Origin of the sequence: Bacillus sp. FSL H8-0547, assembly GCA_038002745.1 — a bacterium.
GTDB lineage: Bacteria > Bacillota > Bacilli > Bacillales > Bacillaceae > Bacillus_P.
Window position 1 is genome coordinate 874,131 of the sequence record JBBODD010000001.1, and the last position, 19,158, is coordinate 893,288.

The window sequence follows — 19,158 nt, forward strand, 5'->3', positions numbered from 1 at the left end:
TCCTCTGCCTTTTAAGCAAGATCCATATTTTTAACGATAATGGTTTTCATGATTTCATTTGTTCCTGCATAGATGGCGGAAACAGGTATGTCCCTGTACCTTCTTGCAATCTCGTACTCTTCCATGTAGCCGTAGCCCCCGTGAAGCTGCATCACTTCAGCGGCTGTCTTTTTAGCCATGTCGGTAATCCAGTACTTGGCCATGGAAACGCGCGTGACTGCATTCTTGCCTGCAAGATGATCTTCAATCACCGAATCAAGAAATGTCCGGCCGATTTCAATTTCAGTTGCCATTTCAGCCAGCCTGAACTGAACGGTCTGAAAATCGCTGATTGATTTGCCGAACGCTTTTCTTTGCTTTGTGTAGTCTTTTGCGATGCTGAGCATTCTTTCTGCAGAAGTCTGCGCACCGATCGCCACAAGCAGCCGTTCCTGCTGCAGCTTTTCCATTAAGTAGTAAAAGCCCATTCCTTCCTCACCCAATAGATTCGCAGCAGGCACTTTGCAGTCTTCAAAAATAAGTTCAGCTGTGTCCTGGGCATGAAGCCCGACTTTTTCAAGCTTTCTCCCTCTTTTAAAGCCAGGAGTGTCCCTCTCCACTACAATCAGGCTGATGCCTTTATGCGCGGGCACTGCCTTTGGATCTGTCTTGCAGACCACAATCACCAGGTCAGATGAAATCCCGTTAGTAATAAAGGTCTTTTCTCCGTTTAAAAGATAATAGTCTCCGTGTTTTATAGCGGTTGTTTTTACCGCAGACAGATCAGATCCCGCTCCCGGCTCTGTCATGGCGATGGCTGTGATCGTCTCTCCAGTCACGCACGTTGGCATGAACCTGTCTTTAAGCTCTTCTGAGCCGTAAGACTCGAAATACGGCACGGTAATGTCATTGTGAAGGCTGATTCCGATGAAACTTGACCCCACTTTTTCAAGCTCTTCGTTAATAATGACGGAATAGGAAAAATCAACGCCTGACCCGCCGTATTTTTCATCTGCCCATGGACACAGGAACCCCTGCTCACCCATTTTGATCCATAGTTCTCTCGGGATCATCCCGGCTTTTTCCCACTCATCATAGTACGGGACTGCTTCTTTCTGTAAAAACTTTCTCAGCGATTCCCTGAAAATATGGTGTTCTTTCTGCAAATACGAAGCTGCCATTTCTTCCATCCCCCTGTTTTATGCGCTTGGCTGTTCAGCAAGTTTTTCCTTCAATAAAAATTTCTGGATTTTTCCGCTTGCGTTTCTCGGCAATGCATCAACAAAATGATACTTCCGCGGCCTTTTATATGGCGCGAGCTTATCGCTTGTTCTGCAGAACTCATCAAGGTCCTCTTCTGTTAATCCTGCTTCTTTTCTGACAATGAAGGCCGTCACGCACTCGCCCCATTTTTCGTGCGGTTCACCGAGAACGGCTGCATCGAGCACTCCTTTATGTTCGAACAGAACATCCTCCACTTCCCGCGGATACACATTTTCTCCGCCGCTGATGATCATGTCATCCACCCTGTCGGCTACAAAAAGAAAACCGTCCCCATCAAGGAATCCAAGGTCCCCGGAGTGGTACCAGCCTTTGTATAGAGCTTTCTCCGTTGCCTCGGGCATATTGAAATAACCGGCCATTACACATGGACCTTTCACAATAATTTCACCGACCTCGCCTGGAGGCAAAATGGCATCAGGTTCTGAAGGACCGGATTCATTTGGTTTTACAATCCGCAGCTCATGGCCAAAGCACACTTTTCCGGCGGATCCGACCTTTGTCAGCTGCTCATCCTCTGAAAGGAAGGTGACAGCAGGTCCCATTTCCGTCATGCCGTAAGCCTGAATGAGATCTGTTCCAAGCTTCTCCTTGCAGAGTTTAACAAGAGCGGGAGCCATCGGGGCTGCACCGTAAAGCCCAAGTCTCAGTGAAGACAAGTCATAGTTTTCAATTTTCTCCTGCAGCATCATATTCCACATTGTCGGCGCACCGAAGAAAACAGTGATTTTCTCCTCTTCCATCAGCTGCAGCACAAGCTCCGGTTCAAAATGGTGCAGAATCACGTTGCTTCCGCCAACCTGGACCCTCGGAAGAAAACAGCAATGCAGCTCAGCACAGTGAAACATCGGGGCTGCAACAAGGCCTCTGTCATCCTTTGTCAGTCTTTTTGATGCTATGCATATATGATTTTGCTCGATCATATCCCTGTGTCTGTGAAGCACGCCTTTCGGGCGGCCAGTCGTCCCGCTTGTGTACATGATGGCATACAGATCATTCTCGGTAATCTGCATATCTTCAAGCCGGCTGTCTCCGTGTTTCACCTGTTCGTGATAACTTACCGCGTAGGTTGGTGCTTCATTGTCGATAAACCAGAAGGAGATTTCGCTGAACTGTAAATGAATCTCGTCAATCTGCGGCTGCAGCGCACGCTCAAACAGGACGATTGCGGGCTTGGCATCTTTGAGAATATAAGCGACTTCCTGTGACTTCAGCCTGAAGTTGATCGGATTGATGACAGCACCGATCTTCGCACTTGCAAAGTAAGCCGTGGCAAGCTCGATTGTATTGAATAAATAGGTTGAAATTCTGTCCCCTTTTTTCACGCCGGCATCAAGGAATGCATTGGCAAGCTTGTTTACTTCCTTCTGCCATTCTGAATAGCTCCATCTGATGCCTCTGCGGACATCGTAAATGGCTTCCTTTGCAGGGTATTTTTCAGCAGTTAAATCAAACACTCGGCCAATTGTTGAATACATGGAAACTCCTCCTTATAATAGAAAGCGTTTTCAAAATAAGTGTGACTTCTATGTATGCCCTTTAATAACATTCCTCTCTTTTCTGAAAATTCCTTCAATGTAATCATAAGTTTTGAGAAACTCATCTTCTGAAGCTTCTGTTTTTCCTTACTATTTGAAAAAGCACCTCGTACCCGTTCCCTTTCGCTCCAGGAACTTGCTTTCCGCGGGGAGGGCGGGGAGCCTCCTGATATGAACGAAACTGTCAAGGCTCCTAACCCACACCGATTTTTGAACGCCTTTAATAAGAGAAGCGATTTTCAGCTTCTTTTCATGTAAAAGTTAAAGCCATAGTGGCTAGCTGATCTCCTTCTTTAGCTTACCTACCGCTGCTCATCTCTCTGGTTAGCGGTCAAGTGCTTTCCTTGATGGCTAACCAGAGAGATGAGATTCTTCTCAAGCTAAAGAAGATGTGAACCCATTTTCCTCTCTTTTTTAATGGCAGGCTGTTTTTATGATCATTGTAGATTCTAAATCGTACCCGTTCCCTTGCGCTCCAGTCACTTGCTTTCCGCGGGGAGCCCCGGGAGCCTCCTCACTTCGTTTGCGGGGTCTCCCGTGCACTCTTCATCCCGCAGGAGTCAAGTGCCTTCCGCTTCAGTCCACTGGTGTTTAAACTTATATTCAGGAAACAAGTACGAACGTAGCCTGCTAAAAATGAAAGGTAAGAACACGGCACGAAGGCAAAAATTTCAACTGCGGTTAGCACTCTGATATTCGTGGGTTTTCACATTTTATCTTTCCGTGTAAAGGACTGTTCCACTAACTCGGCGCGTGCATTCATCATTTTCGACTTAGCACAGAGGAGGCACGTGGGTTTTCCTTTCCGGTTTTTCTCTTTGCCTTCGAGCCCTATTCTCATTCTTCCATTCTCGATACGTTTGTTTCTAACTGGTAGATACAATCTCAATTTGTGCTAGGCATCTCTTCTACTTCTTGCATCACCGCCCAAATAAAGCCGGCTAATTCCCTGGCAACTGCGGTTACAGCTTTCCCTCCATTTTTCCCTTTGGACAACAGCCGGTAGTATTTCTTGTGAAGACGATTTTGTGCTTTCCATGAAATCGATTGAATAGCCGGTGATTGACCTTTTATGCGCCTTTCAAGATCTCCCTTCACAGCTGGCTGATAGCGATAACTCCATGCCGATTCTACAAGCAAGCGCCGAACATGACGATTTCCTGTTTTCGTAATATTGCCTTGTTTTCGTTTTTCTCCACTTGAATATTCGCTTGGAATCAATCCAACGTATGACATAAACTGTCGAGGGGTCGAAAAACGTTTAAATGAACCAATCTCAGCTACGATGCTTGTCGCTGTCACAAGCGCTATCCCTCTTAATGCTTGAAGAGCTTGAACTTTTTCTGCGTGGACACCTTCTTTTGCGTGAATGTTTATTTCTTCCTCTAATCGCAGAATACGCTGTTTTAATTCTTTTAGCTGGTAGTAATATTCTTGAAAAACAACGCGAAGGTGAACATTTTCAAACTGAAGCGTATCCAGCCAACGATAATATTTCACTGTCCATTTATTAATCCCGGTCGGTGGTTTTATATCGTTTCGAAGAAGAAATTTACTCAATCGGTGTTTAGCTCTTAACTCATCTTCTTTCGCATCTTCTCTACAGCGGACAAGGTCTCGCAATGCTTCATCATCTGGAGTTGGAATGTAAATAGATGTTAATTCGGCTGCACGATGTAATTGTGCTAGCCGAATGGCATCCCTGCGATCTGTTTTAATTCGCTCTCCAGGCTTTTGAGGAATAAGGGATGGAGCAATTACCTCACAGTGAATCCCCATATCAGACAATAGTCTGTATAAGGCATAACCTGTAGGACCAGCTTCATAACAGACGCGAAGAGTTTTTGCCTCCCCCAACTTTTTCATTAGCTTTTTTATGGCCTCAGGTGTGTGGTCGATCACTCCCCAGTAACGTGGGGCTTCGCGTCCCTCTTCTGCAATCGCGACCGCAATTTTTTCTTTCGATACGTCTAAACCTACGTATTTCATGGCATCCTTCATAATAACTAGCTCCTTCCGTAATGCAGCTCTGATTTGGTATGTTTTTTTCCAGTAAACATTCTAACCAGATTAACCTACGATGTTACGAATAAGGAGCTAGTTTCGTTCATGATAACTCGTCCAGCCTGCGGGGTCTCCCCTTTCCTCTAAATCCCGCAGGAGTCAAGTTCCTTCCACTGCAGTCCACTGGTGATTTATGCGTTTCTATTAAATCAGCGGAAAAACAATTATATTCGCATTAAAAATGGTCAGTGGCTGATGTGCCTCTGACCATTTTTTAATGACAATTCTTCAATTAAAGCAACCGTTTGTTGAATAATCAATGTTTGCTTCATAAACATGAAAATCATATCTGATAGGAAGTCTTATTGTCTGCTATCCCTTTTTTTACTTAGATCTTATTCAACTTTTAAAAGCAGCTTATGAGAAGAATGTGCTCTACCAATTAAATAAGGAATTTTTGTTATATAAAACATGACGTTTTTCTTTAAAGATATATTGACAGGAATTCATTTATATCATAAATTATACATACAATAACTATGCATAGATTTACTATGCATTAGGGAGGATGATTCTTTATGAAGATAAGCAAAGAATTGTTAAAGGGTAGTACCACTACTCTTATTTTGAGTTTGCTTAATTCTAAACCAATGTACGGCTATGAAATCATTAAAGAACTGGAATTGAAGTCTAATGGAATTTTTAATTTTAAGGAAGGCACAATCTATCCCATCCTTCACAGCCTTGAGGAAAAAGAATTAATTGTATCTTACTGGGGCGAAGGGACTGGAAAAAGAAAGAGAAAATATTACAAGATTAATAACCAGGGCAAAGAATTGATTCAAGAAAAAAAAGAAGAGTGGTCCGTTTTCAAGAATGCTGTGGACGAAGTTTTAAGCGGGGAGAAAATCGTATGGGACTAGATACTAAGTTTGAAATCTATATTAGAGAGCTGTGTAAACGGATAAAAAATAAGGATGTACATGCCCATATAAAACTGGAAATTAACGATCACCTTCATACACTCAAAGAGGAGGCCATGAGTACAGGACTTTCAGAAGAAGAAGCTATAGATCAAGCATTGGCACGTATGGGAGATGCAGAAGTTTTGGGAAAGCAGCTTAACAAAACACACAAAGCCCCAATGGATGTGAAAATCTTGCTGCCAGTGCTGACAGCTTCTCTATTTGGACTGCTGGTTATGTATTATTTGCAATTCCATTCGGCTTTTACAGAGCTTCAAGAACTGAAAGTTTTCAATAAAAGTCTTGGCTTCTACTTGTTGGGTGTCGTGCTCATGCTAAGCATCTTTATGTTTGACTACAGAAGATTGATGAAATACTCCAAGCACTTCTATGCGGCAACAATCGTCATACTTTTATTGACCGTTCTTATTGGTGTTAGAGTTGATAATGTACCATTTTTAAATGTAGGCTTTGCCACTATTAATTTCACCGAAATTACTCCATTCCTTCTAGTCATTGCCTTTGCTGGAATCTTTCATTCCTGGGATTGGAATGATAACCGAAAGTCTTGGCTTGGAATAGGTATTATGTCAATACCAATCTCATTAATGGCGACTACAGGAGCCTTCGCAGCTACTATTATAAGCATCATTGTATGCGCTGCAATCATGCGTACGTCAAGGTCCAGCCTTAAGCAAACGATAACATTAACAGTTGTTGCTTCTATTTGGCCCATCTGGAATCTGCTGTCTCTTTCTCAGATAAACCCCATGGTAAGCTCCTATTCAGATTTTAAAGTAGGTGAGGCTTATTTTATAGGACGTGCCCTTCAGGTGACCCCAAGTTTCATTTCTGAAGTCCATACAGATTTTATCTTGGCGTACATCATCTATTCGTTTGGGTGGCTAGCCGCAATCACGGCTATAACCCTGGTTATATTTTTTATTTATAGAATATCGATTACCGCCAAAAGTGTGAATTCACCTTATGGAAAATTGCTTATTACAGGATTGGCAGCAGTCTTTTCAGCTCAGTTTATACTAAGCCTACTGACGAATCTCGGTTTATCTCCACTCACTGGTGTTTCGGTGCCATTCATGAGTTATGGAGGTTCACATTTATTGCTGGAGATGATATCCGCAGGACTAATTCTAAGCATATATAGAAGGCGAAAAGCCAAAGAGACAGTTTCCTTGATTCATGATCCGCAAAGTAATTAGAAACAAACCATAATGGATTCAATGCTGCAAAAGGCCATTATTAAAAATCTCAGGCTTTTGCCAGTCTGAGATTTTTTAATGGACTACTTTATATATAATAAAAATAGTGTCAAATTCTTTATAATCAAACCGTCTTTCTTCCACGAACCTGCTCCATTTTTTAATAAATTCATTGAAAAATGAGTTTATTCTTTTTGAATTAACGCCCCCGATCGTTGAATAAAAAGTTCACTTAGTCCCACTGAATACAAGATCTGCTCTTTGAAATGGTTTTTGCTCTTCCAGATAAATATCTTCTGAAATCATCCAATTATCTTCCCACAATTCACGAGCGTCTTCTCCGTCTCTTTTGATACCTCTTGATAGCCTTATCTCTCTAGGGCAATCAATCCATATCTTTATATCATATTTATTTTCTAGTTCTTGACGAATGGTATATATACCTTCAACTACGACAATACCACCTACAGGCACAGTATGGCATTCTGCTAAGGAATCAGTTTCCCAATCGTATCGCTGATATTGTCCTTCTCTCCCTTGGCTTATTGGTTCCAGTACCTGATTTAAAAGACGTTTCCAATCGAAGTCTGCACCGACTGGCTTTTGTGTAGGATGTTTTTTTATAATTTGTGATGAAGGAAAGTAAAAATCATCATTATGTACAATTGTTATATTAGGGAGTACTTCTTTCATTTTATCAGCAAATGTACTTTTCCCTGAGCCGCCACATCCATCTATTCCAATCACCAAAGTTGATTGCATTTTAGTGATCTCACTGATAGTTTCCATAAACTCTTTAAAGGAGTTGACTGTTCCCCTTACTAATTTCATATCACACATAATTTCATCACCCCTCTAGGTTCGTTTAGAAATTTGATAACGACATTCACAGAATTCAACAAAAAAGGCCTTAACCCTCCTTGGATTAACACCTACAACTAGTTAATTATAGGACCAAAGCAAATTACTTTGCAGCAATAGCCCCCGATAACTGAATAACACTACTGAATTATCCCTAAAAACAAATTCTATTTAATAGATAACCGCTTAGGACAACTATTTAACGATTTCTAACAACAATAATCTTGCTTTTTCAAAACTCAGTAATTCCTTATGAAACTCTGGATATTTATTAACCGAGCCTCGAAAAAAAGAGTAGTGAGGATATAGAGAGAAAAAATCTTTATCAAGGAAGTGCATTTGATATTTTGGGACCTCCTTATTGCTTAATACATACGAAGCACTGCCTGCTATAAGCATAATAAATTCATTAAAGTCACCAGTGAGAGAATGTTCATCAGAAAGTTTATCATCGAAATACTCTTCCATTTGCCCTATATCCTCATAAGGGAATGCATTCTTTAGTTCTGTATCTGACAGGATTTTGAGTTTGTTTATTAGTTCTTTTCTCATTATCTAACACCTTGCCTTTTAACAGAGCGATCACAGTTTGCTGCAATCGCCCCCGATTTCTTAATAAATCGCCTAACTGAAATTTAAATGGAGCCAGCATAAAAGAATAGTATGACAATTGGAATTAGAGAAATGATAATTAAGGATAATATCGCTATTCTAATTACCTTCTTCGCAAATATGTTCCATATAAGGTACAGAGACCAGCAAATTAAAACTGCTCCAATAAATAATCCTAACAGAGTGGGAACTGGTTCAGATATACCCAGATATGTTTGACCGATTGACATTCCCCTTTCACCAATAGGTGTAGTGAAATTTATTGCTGATACTCCCATAAACAATATGCCTGCCAATATGCTTGCATACCCTAGCATCTTATTCATATTTCGATAATCGCCCCCGATTGTTGAACAACACTGTTATCTCGATTTAAATAATCCAGTGGACTTTGTTATGCTTATACCTCCATTGTTTGCTTTTTTTTGTTCCTTTAAAAACTGAAGAAACTCTGTAAGTTTTTCATTCACTAATATTCCACTTAAATCAGTATTCAATGAAAGTAAATAATCTGCTATGGCTCTTTCATCGGTAATATGAAGACCTCCAGGAAAATCTTTATAAACAATATCATTAAAATAAGGCTGTAGTTGATTTTCACCATTCTCTATTCCGAATGCAAAGGCATTTTCATTTGCTGAACCATAATCAAGTTTTGGGTCAAACCTATTTAACAATTGTCCAAATTCCTTCATATGATCTTTTCCAATGGTAGAGGAATAAAATACTCCTCCTGTTTTCAATACTCGTCGAACTTCTCTCAAAGCTATATTTCTATTTTGAACGTGGTAGAGCATATGGTTAGCGATAATTACGTCAAAACTATTATCATCAAATGGAATCTCTTCAATATTTAATGGATAATACTGAAAAGATTTGACTCCTCGAAGATTCTCCTTAGCAGATTCAAGCATTCCCTTAGAAAAATCTGATAGGACAATGTGCCAGCTGCTAGGAATTCGGTTCCTATTCTTAAGCCAAAAAGCTCCATCTCCACATCCAATCTCTAATATTTTACTGCTTGGAGAAATCTCATATTGCTCGAATAGCCAATGATGCCAGTCTTTTTTATTTGTACTAAATAACTCGTGTATATTGATCCGAGTATTTAAATTTGATGAATTTTTATATTGTTCTTCTAGATTCTTCATTTTCATTCCCCTTCCAAATGGACCAAAAGGTATTCTTTAGTTGTAGCTGAAACATTATGTTTTGAGATCTTATCAAAATCGATCCAAGATAAGGAACCTTCATCACTTCCAGTTAATCTTGCTGCACTTTTAACTTCACCAAAAAAGACATACTGTGTTCTAACTTCTCTTACATTTTTCATTCTCATTACAATGTATCTCAGTTTTAAATTACTTATGTCAGATTTATTTAAGCCTGTTTCTTCTTTTATTTCTCTAATACAAGCTTCAATAGGCAAACTCATCTCATTTTCTTCTATATGTCCACCAATGAGAACCAAATGGCCGGCCAGAAAAGAGCTGTTAGCACTCTTTTGTAAGAAAAGGATTTGTTCCCACTCATTTATTAGAAATGCTACAGCCATATGTCTAAACTTCAAAAGAACTCCCCCAGATCCATCTATTGTAATCTTTCTACATTTATTGATTTCAATAAAAGAAGCGTCAATCCCTTCTTGGATTAACGCCCCCCTATAATTGAATAACTACACAATTATGTCGAATAAAATTGCTCAACTCACAATTCCTCTTGAATTAAAACACCAGTTAGTTCAAGAAATTATCCTTATTTATCTTTTCAAGTAGTCTTTTAGCAGGACCGTAAGTTGCATTTCTAATCAATAACTTTTCCAAAATTTCTTTAGCCAACCCCACTTTCCCATCAAATACTAACTCTTCTGCATATTGCAGCGTCACTTTATCCTGAATTGGATTTTTTTTATAAGATATTTCTATATAGGCTTTAGCTTCTTTATTTTTTCCTAACTTCTTTAAACATTCATAAATTCTCGCATAAGTTCGTGAATGTTCATCTAATTTATTGGATTCAATAAAGCATTGTAGGGAATTTTCATAATCCGCATTCTCGAAATTTTCTAATCCTAAATAATATAAGTTACGTGCCTTTTCATATTTGTCCATATTCTTATTTTACCTACCTACACCTGTTTGAGATTATTAATCATAACATTTCTTATTGAGCTACCTGCCCAATCCACAATAAGAAAAGGCGATCCACTTTGCTGCAATCGCCTCCGATTACTGAATATCTTACATTCTAATTTCCCAATCATTATAAACCTCAACATCCGGATCAAATACACTTTCCTTTAACCACCTAAATGCTTTAAGAACTAGTGGAGATGCATTATTAATATTTGCTTCTTCTTCTGACAACCACAACGCACCCAGAGAGTCTTGACCTTCAAACTGATGAGGTTTCTTTATATCGCCTCTGATTACTTCAACTAAATAATAGGCTGCAATATGATGGACAAATTCACACTCATTCCAAGCCCAAGGTAACATAAAGTCTGCTATACCCAAGTTTTTGTCTACTTTCACTTCAAAACCAGTCTCTTCAAGAAATTCTCTTTTTAATGCTACTGTCAGACTTTCACCATCTTCTAAACTTCCTCCTGGAAGATCATAACGATTTATGTAAGGTCCTCTGTTCTTATTGATTACTAGTATTTTATTGCCGTCGGTGTAAATGCCGTAAACTCCAAAAGCTCGGTGAATCTTTTTATCAATAATCATTATTTTCTCCTCGCTATATTCTGAACGTCAAAGGGTGACAAGCGATATTACTCAATAACTCCCGTTAGTTAATGATATAGCTTTGTTTGAATATCGTTGGGCTACTTTAAAGTTCTCTTATCTATTTTACTGACATTAAATAAGAAACAATTTCAGGAACACGCCTCTTAAAGAAATAATAGTTATGTTCCGCATCCTTAATAATCTCGAATTTTGCATTGGGCAATTTCTCTCTCAAAATTGTAAAAACAGCTTCGTTTGATGCTAAAAATTCATTACTTATAACATCTTCTTTACCTGCCTCCTTCGTTCCGCAGTCTAAGTAAATCATTTCAATCAATGACAAATCTGTATCTTGTAGTAACTTTTCAATTTCCTCCTGGTTACGGTAAAAAGCTGAAGACAAAACAGCTATCCTTTTGAATACTTGAGGATAACGGCACATAGCGAAAGTGGAAATAAGCCCTCCTAAGGAAATTCCTGCCATTGCAGTACTATCTTTTAACGTACGGTATTTATTGTCTATGAATGGCTTTAGTTCATTCACAATAAAGTCTACATACTGTATACCTTTCCCACCGGCTGAACTAGCCTGACCTAATATCTTCTTGCTATATTCTCCATTTATCCAAGGACAATATTCATTTATTCGTTCATCGCTATTTTGATCTATTCCGACAACGATAACTTCCAACCCACTTTCATCCAAGTAGCTTTCAAGTTCTAAAGATTTGCCACCAATTGCATCATCATCCTGAAAAACATTTTGCCCATCGTGCATATACAATACGGGATAACTCTTATTTTCCTTGTTGTAATTTTTAGGTAGATATACTCTAATCAATCTTTCTTGATTGAATGAAGTTATATATATGGGGAATTTTTCTAACAAGACTATTCCGCCTTTCGCTATCATTTTCTAAATTTTATATCTACCGTAATTTTCATTATTCTCTTAGACTGCCCAATTCCTCAATAATAAAAGGCGATCCTCTTTGCTACAATCGCCCCCGATTGCTTAATATTGTAATTCTATTTGCCTCTTTAATCTTGCTTTAGTTTCTAAAAATTTATTTTTCTCTTTCGCATTATCTATCTGTTCTTCATAATAGAACTGTTCGCCTTCAAACCTCGGAATAATATGCATATGGTAATGACTTAGATCATTAAATTTCCCACCATTTTGGCAAATGGTAATTCCGTCAGGGGCGAATATTTTCTTTATTGCTTTTGAAATCTTCATAGATGCTTCCATAATGGCATTTGACGTTTTTAAATCTAAATCATCGACATCTAGATAGTGCTTTTTTGGAAGGATTAAAGTATGACCTTCATTAAATGGTTCAATATCTAAAACACAACAAATGTATTCATTCTCATATACGACATTTACCGGTTCAATTTTATTAGCAAGTTTGCAGCCCAAACATCCATAATTTATTGACATATTTGCGTCACCTTTCTAATTTCTTGTTATTACAGGAATGCTGCTCAATTACTCAATAAGAAAAGACGATCCACTTTGCTGCAATCGCCTTCGTTACTTGAAGAAATCCTGTTTAAGGATACTCATTCTTAAGCGGTCAACAAACTTACCGTTTCTTAATCGGTCTTGTCTTAAAACACCTTCTTCAACATAGCCCATACGTTTATAAGATTTGATTGCTTTTTCATTATCTACTTCGACTCTTAACCAAATCTTGTTTAAACCTAATTCACCAAATCCCAATACAAGCATTTCCTTCATTGCAGCAAGCCCAAAACCTTTACCCCAATATAATTTATTTCCTATTGCAATTCCTAATTCCGCGTGTCTATTCATCTTATCAATGTTTTTTAAATCAATCCAACCAATATGTTTCCCATCTTCAGTTACAATGGCTTTTTGTTCATAACCATTTGTTTTGTTGATACACATTTCTATCCAACTCTGTGTTTCTACCTTGCTAAAAGGCGGATACTTCTCTGGCATATTTAAATGTCTCGTCACTTCTTTATCTAAACACCATTGATAGCGGTCTTCCGCGTCTTCAAGTGTTAATTCTCTTAATTGAACTATAGGCAGCTGTGCGGTCTTCATTTATCTATCCCCCTAAATAACCTTTCATAATAACACGAAAACTCAATTAAAAAAGTCTCGGCTTATTCCATTAAACTGCCCTTTAACTGAATAACTGATATTTCCATTTTATCACAATTGTCCAATATCCTGTTTTAATTATATAAGTGAAAAAGCACACCATTTGAACTGTTAAATGGTGTGCGGATTACATGGCGATTTTCTGTTTAGCATCTCTGGACCGAACCCGTTAAAAACACACGGGGCTTTCTTTAATACTCTTCCTCAAGCGTAACATCATGTTTTTCAGCAAGTGCCTCGAGGTCTGCGGTGTATTCTCTGAGCATTTTCCGTGCAGCTGCAAGTTTTTCGTTTGCTTCAATGATTTTGCCGCGATCCTGCTGTTCAAGGCCCGCGATGATCAGGATAAATCCTGCATGCTGAATGTTGGCTGCTTCAATATAGTGCTCATGAAGCTCTTTCAGCTCTTTTGATTCAATTTCTACTTCTTCAAGGTCGGCAATGAAGGAATTGTAAACAGGTGATACTTCATCCACCATCACGGAATACATGACATCATCACTTGTGTAATTGTCTCCTGACACACTGTCATAGGCTGTAATGGCAGCCACTTCTTTTTCGGTGACCTCAGGAAGCACATCATTTACATACGCCAGCAATTCTTCCTGAACAGGATCAGCTGAACAGCCGGCAAGCAGAAACGCAAAAAACAGCAGACATCCGCCCAATCGTTTAATCATCTCCTGCCTCCTCTCACTCCTTAAAGCTATTCAGGCAGGAGATGTCTGATGTTAGGAGGATGAGCAGAAAATTTTGAGGATCCTGTACCTTTTTTGTTCGGAAAAGCTGTTTTTGTAATGCCATTTTGAAGCTGATAACCGTTCCCTTCCGCTCCGAAAACTTGCTTTCCGCGGGGAGTGCCTGAAGCTTCCTCGCTGCGCTTGCGGGATCTTCAGTGCCCTCTTCATCCCGCAGGAGTCAAGTTTTCTCCGCTTCAGTCCACTTTTGTTATACCTTCTTGAAGCATCATAAAACAGCTATCCTATCATCAAAATGAAAAAAGCTCCCCCTAAAAAGGGAAAGCTTTACGCCTGAAACATTTCTTCAAGAAGCCTGATTTTTTCTTCTGTATAATGCTTGAAGCTGTCATTGTATGACTTCGGGTCTTTCGGATTTGCAAATTGCGTGATTTTTCCTGTTTCAGGGTGGATGAATTTGCTCGCAGCACCGCAGCCGATTCCGATAATGGTCTGCTGTTCTTCCATGATCATGATGTTGTAGATGCTGTCCTGGCCTTCGAGCGCATATCCGACGTTTTCGAGGTTGCCCAGGATATTTTTCTGGCGGTACAAGTAATATGGCGTATAGCCGTGAGCATCTGTCCACTGCACAGCGCGGTTCATCATTTCTTCGATTTCTCCGCGGTCTGCCACTTTATACCTTTGTTTGTTGCGCGTCATTTCTGATGCCCGTTTAAACGAAAGCGTGTGAACCGTCAGTGATTCGGGCATCAGCTTTTCTGTTTCTGAAAGAGTATAATCAAATTCCTCCACTCCTTCACCCGGAAGTCCGATAATCAGATCCATGTTGATATTGTCCATGCCCATTTTTCTTGCTAAATGGAACTTATCGATGGTTTCCTGAACGGTATGATGGCGCCCGATCGCTTTCAGCGTTTCATCAATGTAGGACTGGGGATTGATGCTGATGCGGCTGATCTTCCATTTGTTGAGCACATCCAGCTTTTCTTCTGTTATCGTATCCGGACGGCCTGCTTCCACAGTCAGTTCCCGAATGTTTTCGACACCGGGGAATGCCGCGTACATTTCTTCATAGAGCATGTCCATTTCTTCTGCGGTAATACTTGTCGGAGTGCCGCCTCCGTAATAAACCGTCGTTATTTTAATGCCTTTTTCTTTCAGCCATCTGCCCATTTCGCGGATCTCGTAGTGCAGTCCGCCAAGGAAGGAATCAACAGAACCCTGTCTTCCATTGATGGCGTAGGCAGGAAACGTACAGTAGGCACATTTCGTCGGGCAGAACGGAATGCCGATGTAGATGCTGACTTCCCTGGATAAGTCGTAAAGGTCCGGGACAACACTCAGCTGTCTGTCGACAATCCTCTGCATGAGCGCGATCTTTTCATCCGATATTAAATACTCTTCTTTCAGCGTGCGGTGTGCTTCTTCTTTGGACATGCCTTCGCGCAGCTTTTTGTGAAGCAGCTTCGTCGGCCTGATCCCAGTCAGAATTCCCCATTGCTGAATGATTCCTGTGTAATCCTGAAGAAGATTCAGATGCACAAAAACGAGGGTATGCTTGATTTGTTTAAAAATTTCTTTTTCCGTAAGCTGTCCGGATAATTCTTTTTCATGCCGGGCTTCCCCGTTGTATCCGTTTTGGCCGGAAAGCACGCCTTTTACAGAAACGCTTCCGTTTTTCAGTTCCACTTCGTAGGCAATCCGGATATCCGCTTCTTCCTCATTAAAGAACAGCTCGGTTTCTTCATAAAACAAGTTTGATATTAACTGCAGCGGCCGGTGAAGACGTTCATCTTCTATGCCATTTATATAAAAACGCAAGACTCTCACCTTATCTTTATTGGATTCAAAACTTCTTTTAGTGTACAAAACATAGAGCGTGCGGTCAATTTTATTAACAAAAGCGCAAGCGCCTTGAGCAGATCCGATCCTTAATAAAGAAAAAACAGACGGCCGCTAAACCGTCTGTTCATTTTTAAAGCACATATTTTTTAATCGCTTCAGCGACTCCGTCTTCATCATTCGACAGTGTTACCCAGTCGGCAGCCTCTTTGACAGTATCCTGTGCATTGCCCATGGCGATACCGAGTCCTGCTTCTTTAATCATGGCCATGTCATTCATGCTGTCTCCGCACGCCATGACATTTTCCAATGTGATGCCGAGAAGGCCGCACACTTTTTCAATGCCGCGCGCTTTGTTGACACCCATCGTGTTGACCTCGAGATTTGTCAGGCTTGAATTGGTGATCTCAAACTCTCCTCTGTCCTGAAGCTCTTTCAGGATGGTCTCGCGGGCTTTGTCGTCTTCAATCTCAAAGCCGAACTTCAGCCATTGATAGGCAGTCAGATCTTCCGGCATCTCATTAAAGAAAACCCGCTCTGTGCTTGTTGCCCAGTATCCGGTTTTGTGTGTTTTGGAAAGATCATACATCCAAGTGATTGCGTCGTTTTCCACAATGCTTCTGTGAACAAGTTCACCGTGCTCATCCCAGATTTCGCTTCCGTTTACAGTAACAAGGTATGATTTCAGACTCAGAGATTTAGCAAGGTCTCTTAGTGTCGCCATGCTTCTTCCTGTGCTGATCACGACGTGCAGCCCTTTTTCTTCTGCCGCTTTTATAGCGCTGCGGTTCGCTTCTGAAATTTCTTTTTTCTCATTCAGAAGGGTGCCGTCCATGTCGAGTGCAATTAATTTTATATCCATTTTGTGAATCCTCCTATACCTTTTCAGCTCACTACATAATATCATGTCCATGAGGATTCACCAAAAGAATGGTCCTATACGCCGGCAGATTCCATGACATAGTATTCTTTAAACGAGTAGCTGAACAGCTGGCGCTTGATCCTTCCTTTGTCACCGATCAGCCTGTACCAGCTTTGGCCCACATAAAGATGATTGGATAATAGAATTTCAAGCACATAGGCGATTCTGCTGTCTGCTTCTTCGCTCTCGATTTTCAATTTGCTTGAAAAAGCGAGAACAAAGTACGGTTTCTCAGAATCGAGCTCAAGCACCTGCAAATGATAATGATCGCCATGCTTCCTGTTAAACTCCTCCAATACCTTCTCAAGACCGGCTTTTATGTCTATTTCGAATTTAGCAGCTTCATTCCAGTTTTCAATAAGCGCATCATAGAGCGACAGGGTCAGGATATAATGAGACGGATAGTCGGAAGGAGTGAATTCCTGCTTAGCATTTTGATCTTCCAGCGGCACAATAATAAACTTTTCATAGTTTGAAAAGAAATCCCCTTTCATCTCTTTCCCTTCTTTCTTTAGTTAGTCATTCAAAACGATGTAATTGACCGAGAGACTCAAGCTTTAAAAAAATAAAAATAATGGTACTTTATTATTTCTAAACATAACGCGAAATCCCTTCTCAAAAAATGAAAAGAGCTGTATGCAGCCCCCTCTTTCAAACAAGGGAATCTGCCAGCTCTTCATTGGTTGCAAGCAATAGATCTGTATGAACATACCGGGAATCAAACATGCTGTACAAGTCATCGATTGTGAGATTTTTCATTTTTACTAAAGTATCGTTATCCTGATAGACGTAGATTGTAAAATACCGGTTCAAATATGTGAAAAACTCCTTCACGTCCACTCCTGATTTTCCAAAGTATTCACTGTTGAACTCAATAAACCCGAGAACACACCGGCTTTGTTCAAAAAGACGCTTCATTCCTTTCAGAACAAACGCTTCGTACCCTTCCACGTCAATTTTGAAGAGAACCGTCTGGTCCTTCAAGTCATTTTTAAACAGCGAATCAACTGTGATGGCCTTTACTGAGACCTGGTCAATCATACTGTGGGACGGTTTATAAGAAGCAGAAGAAGTTCCAGACCAGTGGTTATCAACGAAAAATTCCTTTTCCTCCCCGTCTTTATCAGATGCAAACGCATGAATGATCCTGATCTGCGCTGAATTAGGATGCGCATCCCTTGATTTTTGGATATATGTAAGCAAATTGCGGTTTGCTTCTATCCCGAAAATCTTGGCATGCTTTGGATAAGGAACAGAAAAGATGCATTCTCCGTAGTTGACGCCAATGTCTATGACGGTATCCGGCTGCAGGATTCTTACGGCGTTTTCCCAGAAAGACAGAAGTCTTTTTTGCGTGACGCCGCCGCTGATCAGCAGGGCCCTCCCCCGGTTTTCCTTTGCGTCAACGTACAGGACGTTCGACGAGGGCATTACGACTTTGTCAGGAAGCTTCCTGATATCAAGTGTTTTGTATTTCAGCAGGATCCCTGCATCAATCAGCCCTTTCCAGAGCTTCGGGTAATGCTCCCACATTTTCATCAGAAACGGCTTGCGGACTGCTGCTTTGTTTATCATGATGAGCCTCCTTTTTCAGCATTCTTACGTATTTCTTATTAATCTATAAAAATCCTTTCAAAAGGGATACAGATTAACATAGAATTTACAAATGCTTTTTGAAAAATAAAAAAGATCCTTATAAAAGGACCTTTCACTATTTATGCGTATTTTTTGATGACGGCAAAACATTCGTTGATGCAACTGAAATGACATGGTTCCGTAAAATTGAATCGCTTTCTGTCGGCCTCACCATATTTTCTTTCGTCAAAACATTTATATTTTTGCTGATATAGAAAACCAGCATGACCGCAGAAACCACCAGAATGACTAAATTAGGCACCATCTTAGTATGTAAATCATCAACAGTCAGGATCATCGTGAATTCAGGTGAATCAGGTGAAAAAATAGATAAAGCCATTAAGGTTGAGTTATTCAGGATATGAGCCGCCACAGGAACGAGAATATTGTCTGTTTTAAGGTAGAGCAGCGTGACGATAAACCCGAACATGACTCCCCCGATTATGTCAGAATGAAAGAGGCCGAACAGTACATTTGTTATCACAGCACTTGCCAATAGATTTGTTTTCTCGGCTAAACGCTTTAACAGCAACCCTCTGAATATAAACTCCTCAGCAATCGGGCCTGCCAGACAAATATTTATCCCCAGCAATAGATAATAAAAGGTGTTCGAGGGCACCGGAACCTCCTCACTTAACATCTCTTCTACCATATTTGGAAAGATAAAAGACATTGTGTAATTTGTTAACCAATATGCCCCTAGAGAAAAAACAATCAAAAGAAAGACCA

Annotated in this window: 21 protein-coding genes; 2 read left to right on the forward strand and 19 right to left on the reverse strand. The window is 40.1% G+C overall.

The features are described from left to right. Positions 1-11: 11 nt before the first annotated feature. The 3 genes from MHB63_04310 to MHB63_04320 form a co-directional block, all read right to left on the reverse strand. Positions 12-1,160 (reverse strand): acyl-CoA dehydrogenase family protein, encoded by a 1,149-nt coding sequence (locus tag MHB63_04310; GenBank protein ID MEK3805815.1) that lies wholly within the window; start codon positions 1,158-1,160, stop codon positions 12-14. A gap of 18 nt (positions 1,161-1,178) precedes the next feature. Next, positions 1,179-2,738, reverse strand: coding sequence for a fatty acid--CoA ligase (locus MHB63_04315; protein ID MEK3805816.1), 1,560 nt, complete (start codon positions 2,736-2,738; stop codon positions 1,179-1,181). Between the two features lie 945 nt (positions 2,739-3,683). Further along, complete coding sequence (locus MHB63_04320; protein MEK3805817.1) at positions 3,684-4,799, reverse strand: IS110 family transposase; 1,116 nt, start codon at positions 4,797-4,799, stop codon at positions 3,684-3,686. Between the two features lie 581 nt (positions 4,800-5,380). On the opposite strand from MHB63_04320, the gene MHB63_04325 reads away from it, so the two are divergent. Both MHB63_04325 and MHB63_04330 read left to right on the forward strand, forming a co-directional pair. Then, positions 5,381-5,725: a PadR family transcriptional regulator gene (locus MHB63_04325; GenBank protein MEK3805818.1), complete on the forward strand. Its 345-nt coding sequence runs from the start codon at positions 5,381-5,383 to the stop codon at positions 5,723-5,725. Further along, positions 5,716-6,987: an FtsW/RodA/SpoVE family cell cycle protein gene (locus MHB63_04330; protein ID MEK3805819.1), complete on the forward strand. Its 1,272-nt coding sequence runs from the start codon at positions 5,716-5,718 to the stop codon at positions 6,985-6,987. Before MHB63_04325 ends, MHB63_04330 begins: the two co-directional genes overlap by 10 nt. A gap of 228 nt (positions 6,988-7,215) precedes the next feature. Here the strand turns inward: MHB63_04330 and MHB63_04335 are convergent, their stop codons facing one another. From MHB63_04335 to MHB63_04410, 16 genes are all read right to left on the reverse strand, one after another. Then, the gene (locus tag MHB63_04335; protein ID MEK3805820.1) at positions 7,216-7,776 is read right to left on the reverse strand and encodes a uridine kinase; all 561 of its coding nucleotides are present in this window, start codon (positions 7,774-7,776) and stop codon (positions 7,216-7,218) included. Between the two features lie 267 nt (positions 7,777-8,043). Then, positions 8,044-8,400: a YxiJ family protein gene (locus MHB63_04340; GenBank protein MEK3805821.1), complete on the reverse strand. Its 357-nt coding sequence runs from the start codon at positions 8,398-8,400 to the stop codon at positions 8,044-8,046. An 83-nt stretch (positions 8,401-8,483) separates the two neighbouring features. Then, complete coding sequence (locus tag MHB63_04345) at positions 8,484-8,786, reverse strand: hypothetical protein (protein ID MEK3805822.1); 303 nt, start codon at positions 8,784-8,786, stop codon at positions 8,484-8,486. Positions 8,787-8,822: 36 nt separating this feature from the next. Further along, on the reverse strand, positions 8,823-9,611 hold the full coding sequence (locus tag MHB63_04350) for a class I SAM-dependent methyltransferase (GenBank protein ID MEK3805823.1): 789 nt from the start codon (positions 9,609-9,611) through the stop codon (positions 8,823-8,825). A gap of 2 nt (positions 9,612-9,613) precedes the next feature. Next, complete coding sequence (locus MHB63_04355) at positions 9,614-10,015, reverse strand: NUDIX domain-containing protein (GenBank protein MEK3805824.1); 402 nt, start codon at positions 10,013-10,015, stop codon at positions 9,614-9,616. A gap of 181 nt (positions 10,016-10,196) precedes the next feature. Further along, positions 10,197-10,571 (reverse strand): hypothetical protein, encoded by a 375-nt coding sequence (locus tag MHB63_04360; GenBank protein ID MEK3805825.1) that lies wholly within the window; start codon positions 10,569-10,571, stop codon positions 10,197-10,199. A 129-nt stretch (positions 10,572-10,700) separates the two neighbouring features. Then, complete coding sequence (locus MHB63_04365; GenBank protein MEK3805826.1) at positions 10,701-11,189, reverse strand: NUDIX hydrolase; 489 nt, start codon at positions 11,187-11,189, stop codon at positions 10,701-10,703. A 121-nt stretch (positions 11,190-11,310) separates the two neighbouring features. Then, positions 11,311-12,081 (reverse strand): alpha/beta hydrolase-fold protein, encoded by a 771-nt coding sequence (locus MHB63_04370; GenBank protein ID MEK3805827.1) that lies wholly within the window; start codon positions 12,079-12,081, stop codon positions 11,311-11,313. Positions 12,082-12,207: 126 nt separating this feature from the next. Further along, the gene (locus MHB63_04375) at positions 12,208-12,636 is read right to left on the reverse strand and encodes an HIT family protein (protein ID MEK3805828.1); all 429 of its coding nucleotides are present in this window, start codon (positions 12,634-12,636) and stop codon (positions 12,208-12,210) included. A 93-nt stretch (positions 12,637-12,729) separates the two neighbouring features. Further along, complete coding sequence (locus tag MHB63_04380; protein ID MEK3805829.1) at positions 12,730-13,269, reverse strand: GNAT family protein; 540 nt, start codon at positions 13,267-13,269, stop codon at positions 12,730-12,732. Between the two features lie 251 nt (positions 13,270-13,520). Then, positions 13,521-14,009 (reverse strand): hypothetical protein, encoded by a 489-nt coding sequence (locus MHB63_04385; protein ID MEK3805830.1) that lies wholly within the window; start codon positions 14,007-14,009, stop codon positions 13,521-13,523. Between the two features lie 345 nt (positions 14,010-14,354). Further along, positions 14,355-15,851, reverse strand: coding sequence for a coproporphyrinogen III oxidase (locus tag MHB63_04390; GenBank protein MEK3805831.1), 1,497 nt, complete (start codon positions 15,849-15,851; stop codon positions 14,355-14,357). A 154-nt stretch (positions 15,852-16,005) separates the two neighbouring features. Then, the gene (locus MHB63_04395; protein ID MEK3805832.1) at positions 16,006-16,734 is read right to left on the reverse strand and encodes a Cof-type HAD-IIB family hydrolase; all 729 of its coding nucleotides are present in this window, start codon (positions 16,732-16,734) and stop codon (positions 16,006-16,008) included. A gap of 74 nt (positions 16,735-16,808) precedes the next feature. Beyond that, positions 16,809-17,288, reverse strand: a complete 480-nt coding sequence (locus MHB63_04400) for a hypothetical protein (protein ID MEK3805833.1) — start codon at positions 17,286-17,288, stop codon at positions 16,809-16,811. 157 nt (positions 17,289-17,445) lie between these two features. After that, the gene (locus MHB63_04405) at positions 17,446-18,369 is read right to left on the reverse strand and encodes an FkbM family methyltransferase (protein MEK3805834.1); all 924 of its coding nucleotides are present in this window, start codon (positions 18,367-18,369) and stop codon (positions 17,446-17,448) included. A 136-nt stretch (positions 18,370-18,505) separates the two neighbouring features. Next, a complete protein-coding gene (locus MHB63_04410) occupies positions 18,506-19,048 on the reverse strand; it encodes a CPBP family intramembrane glutamic endopeptidase (protein ID MEK3805835.1) in 543 nt (180 codons plus the stop codon). Positions 19,049-19,158 lie beyond the last annotated feature (110 nt).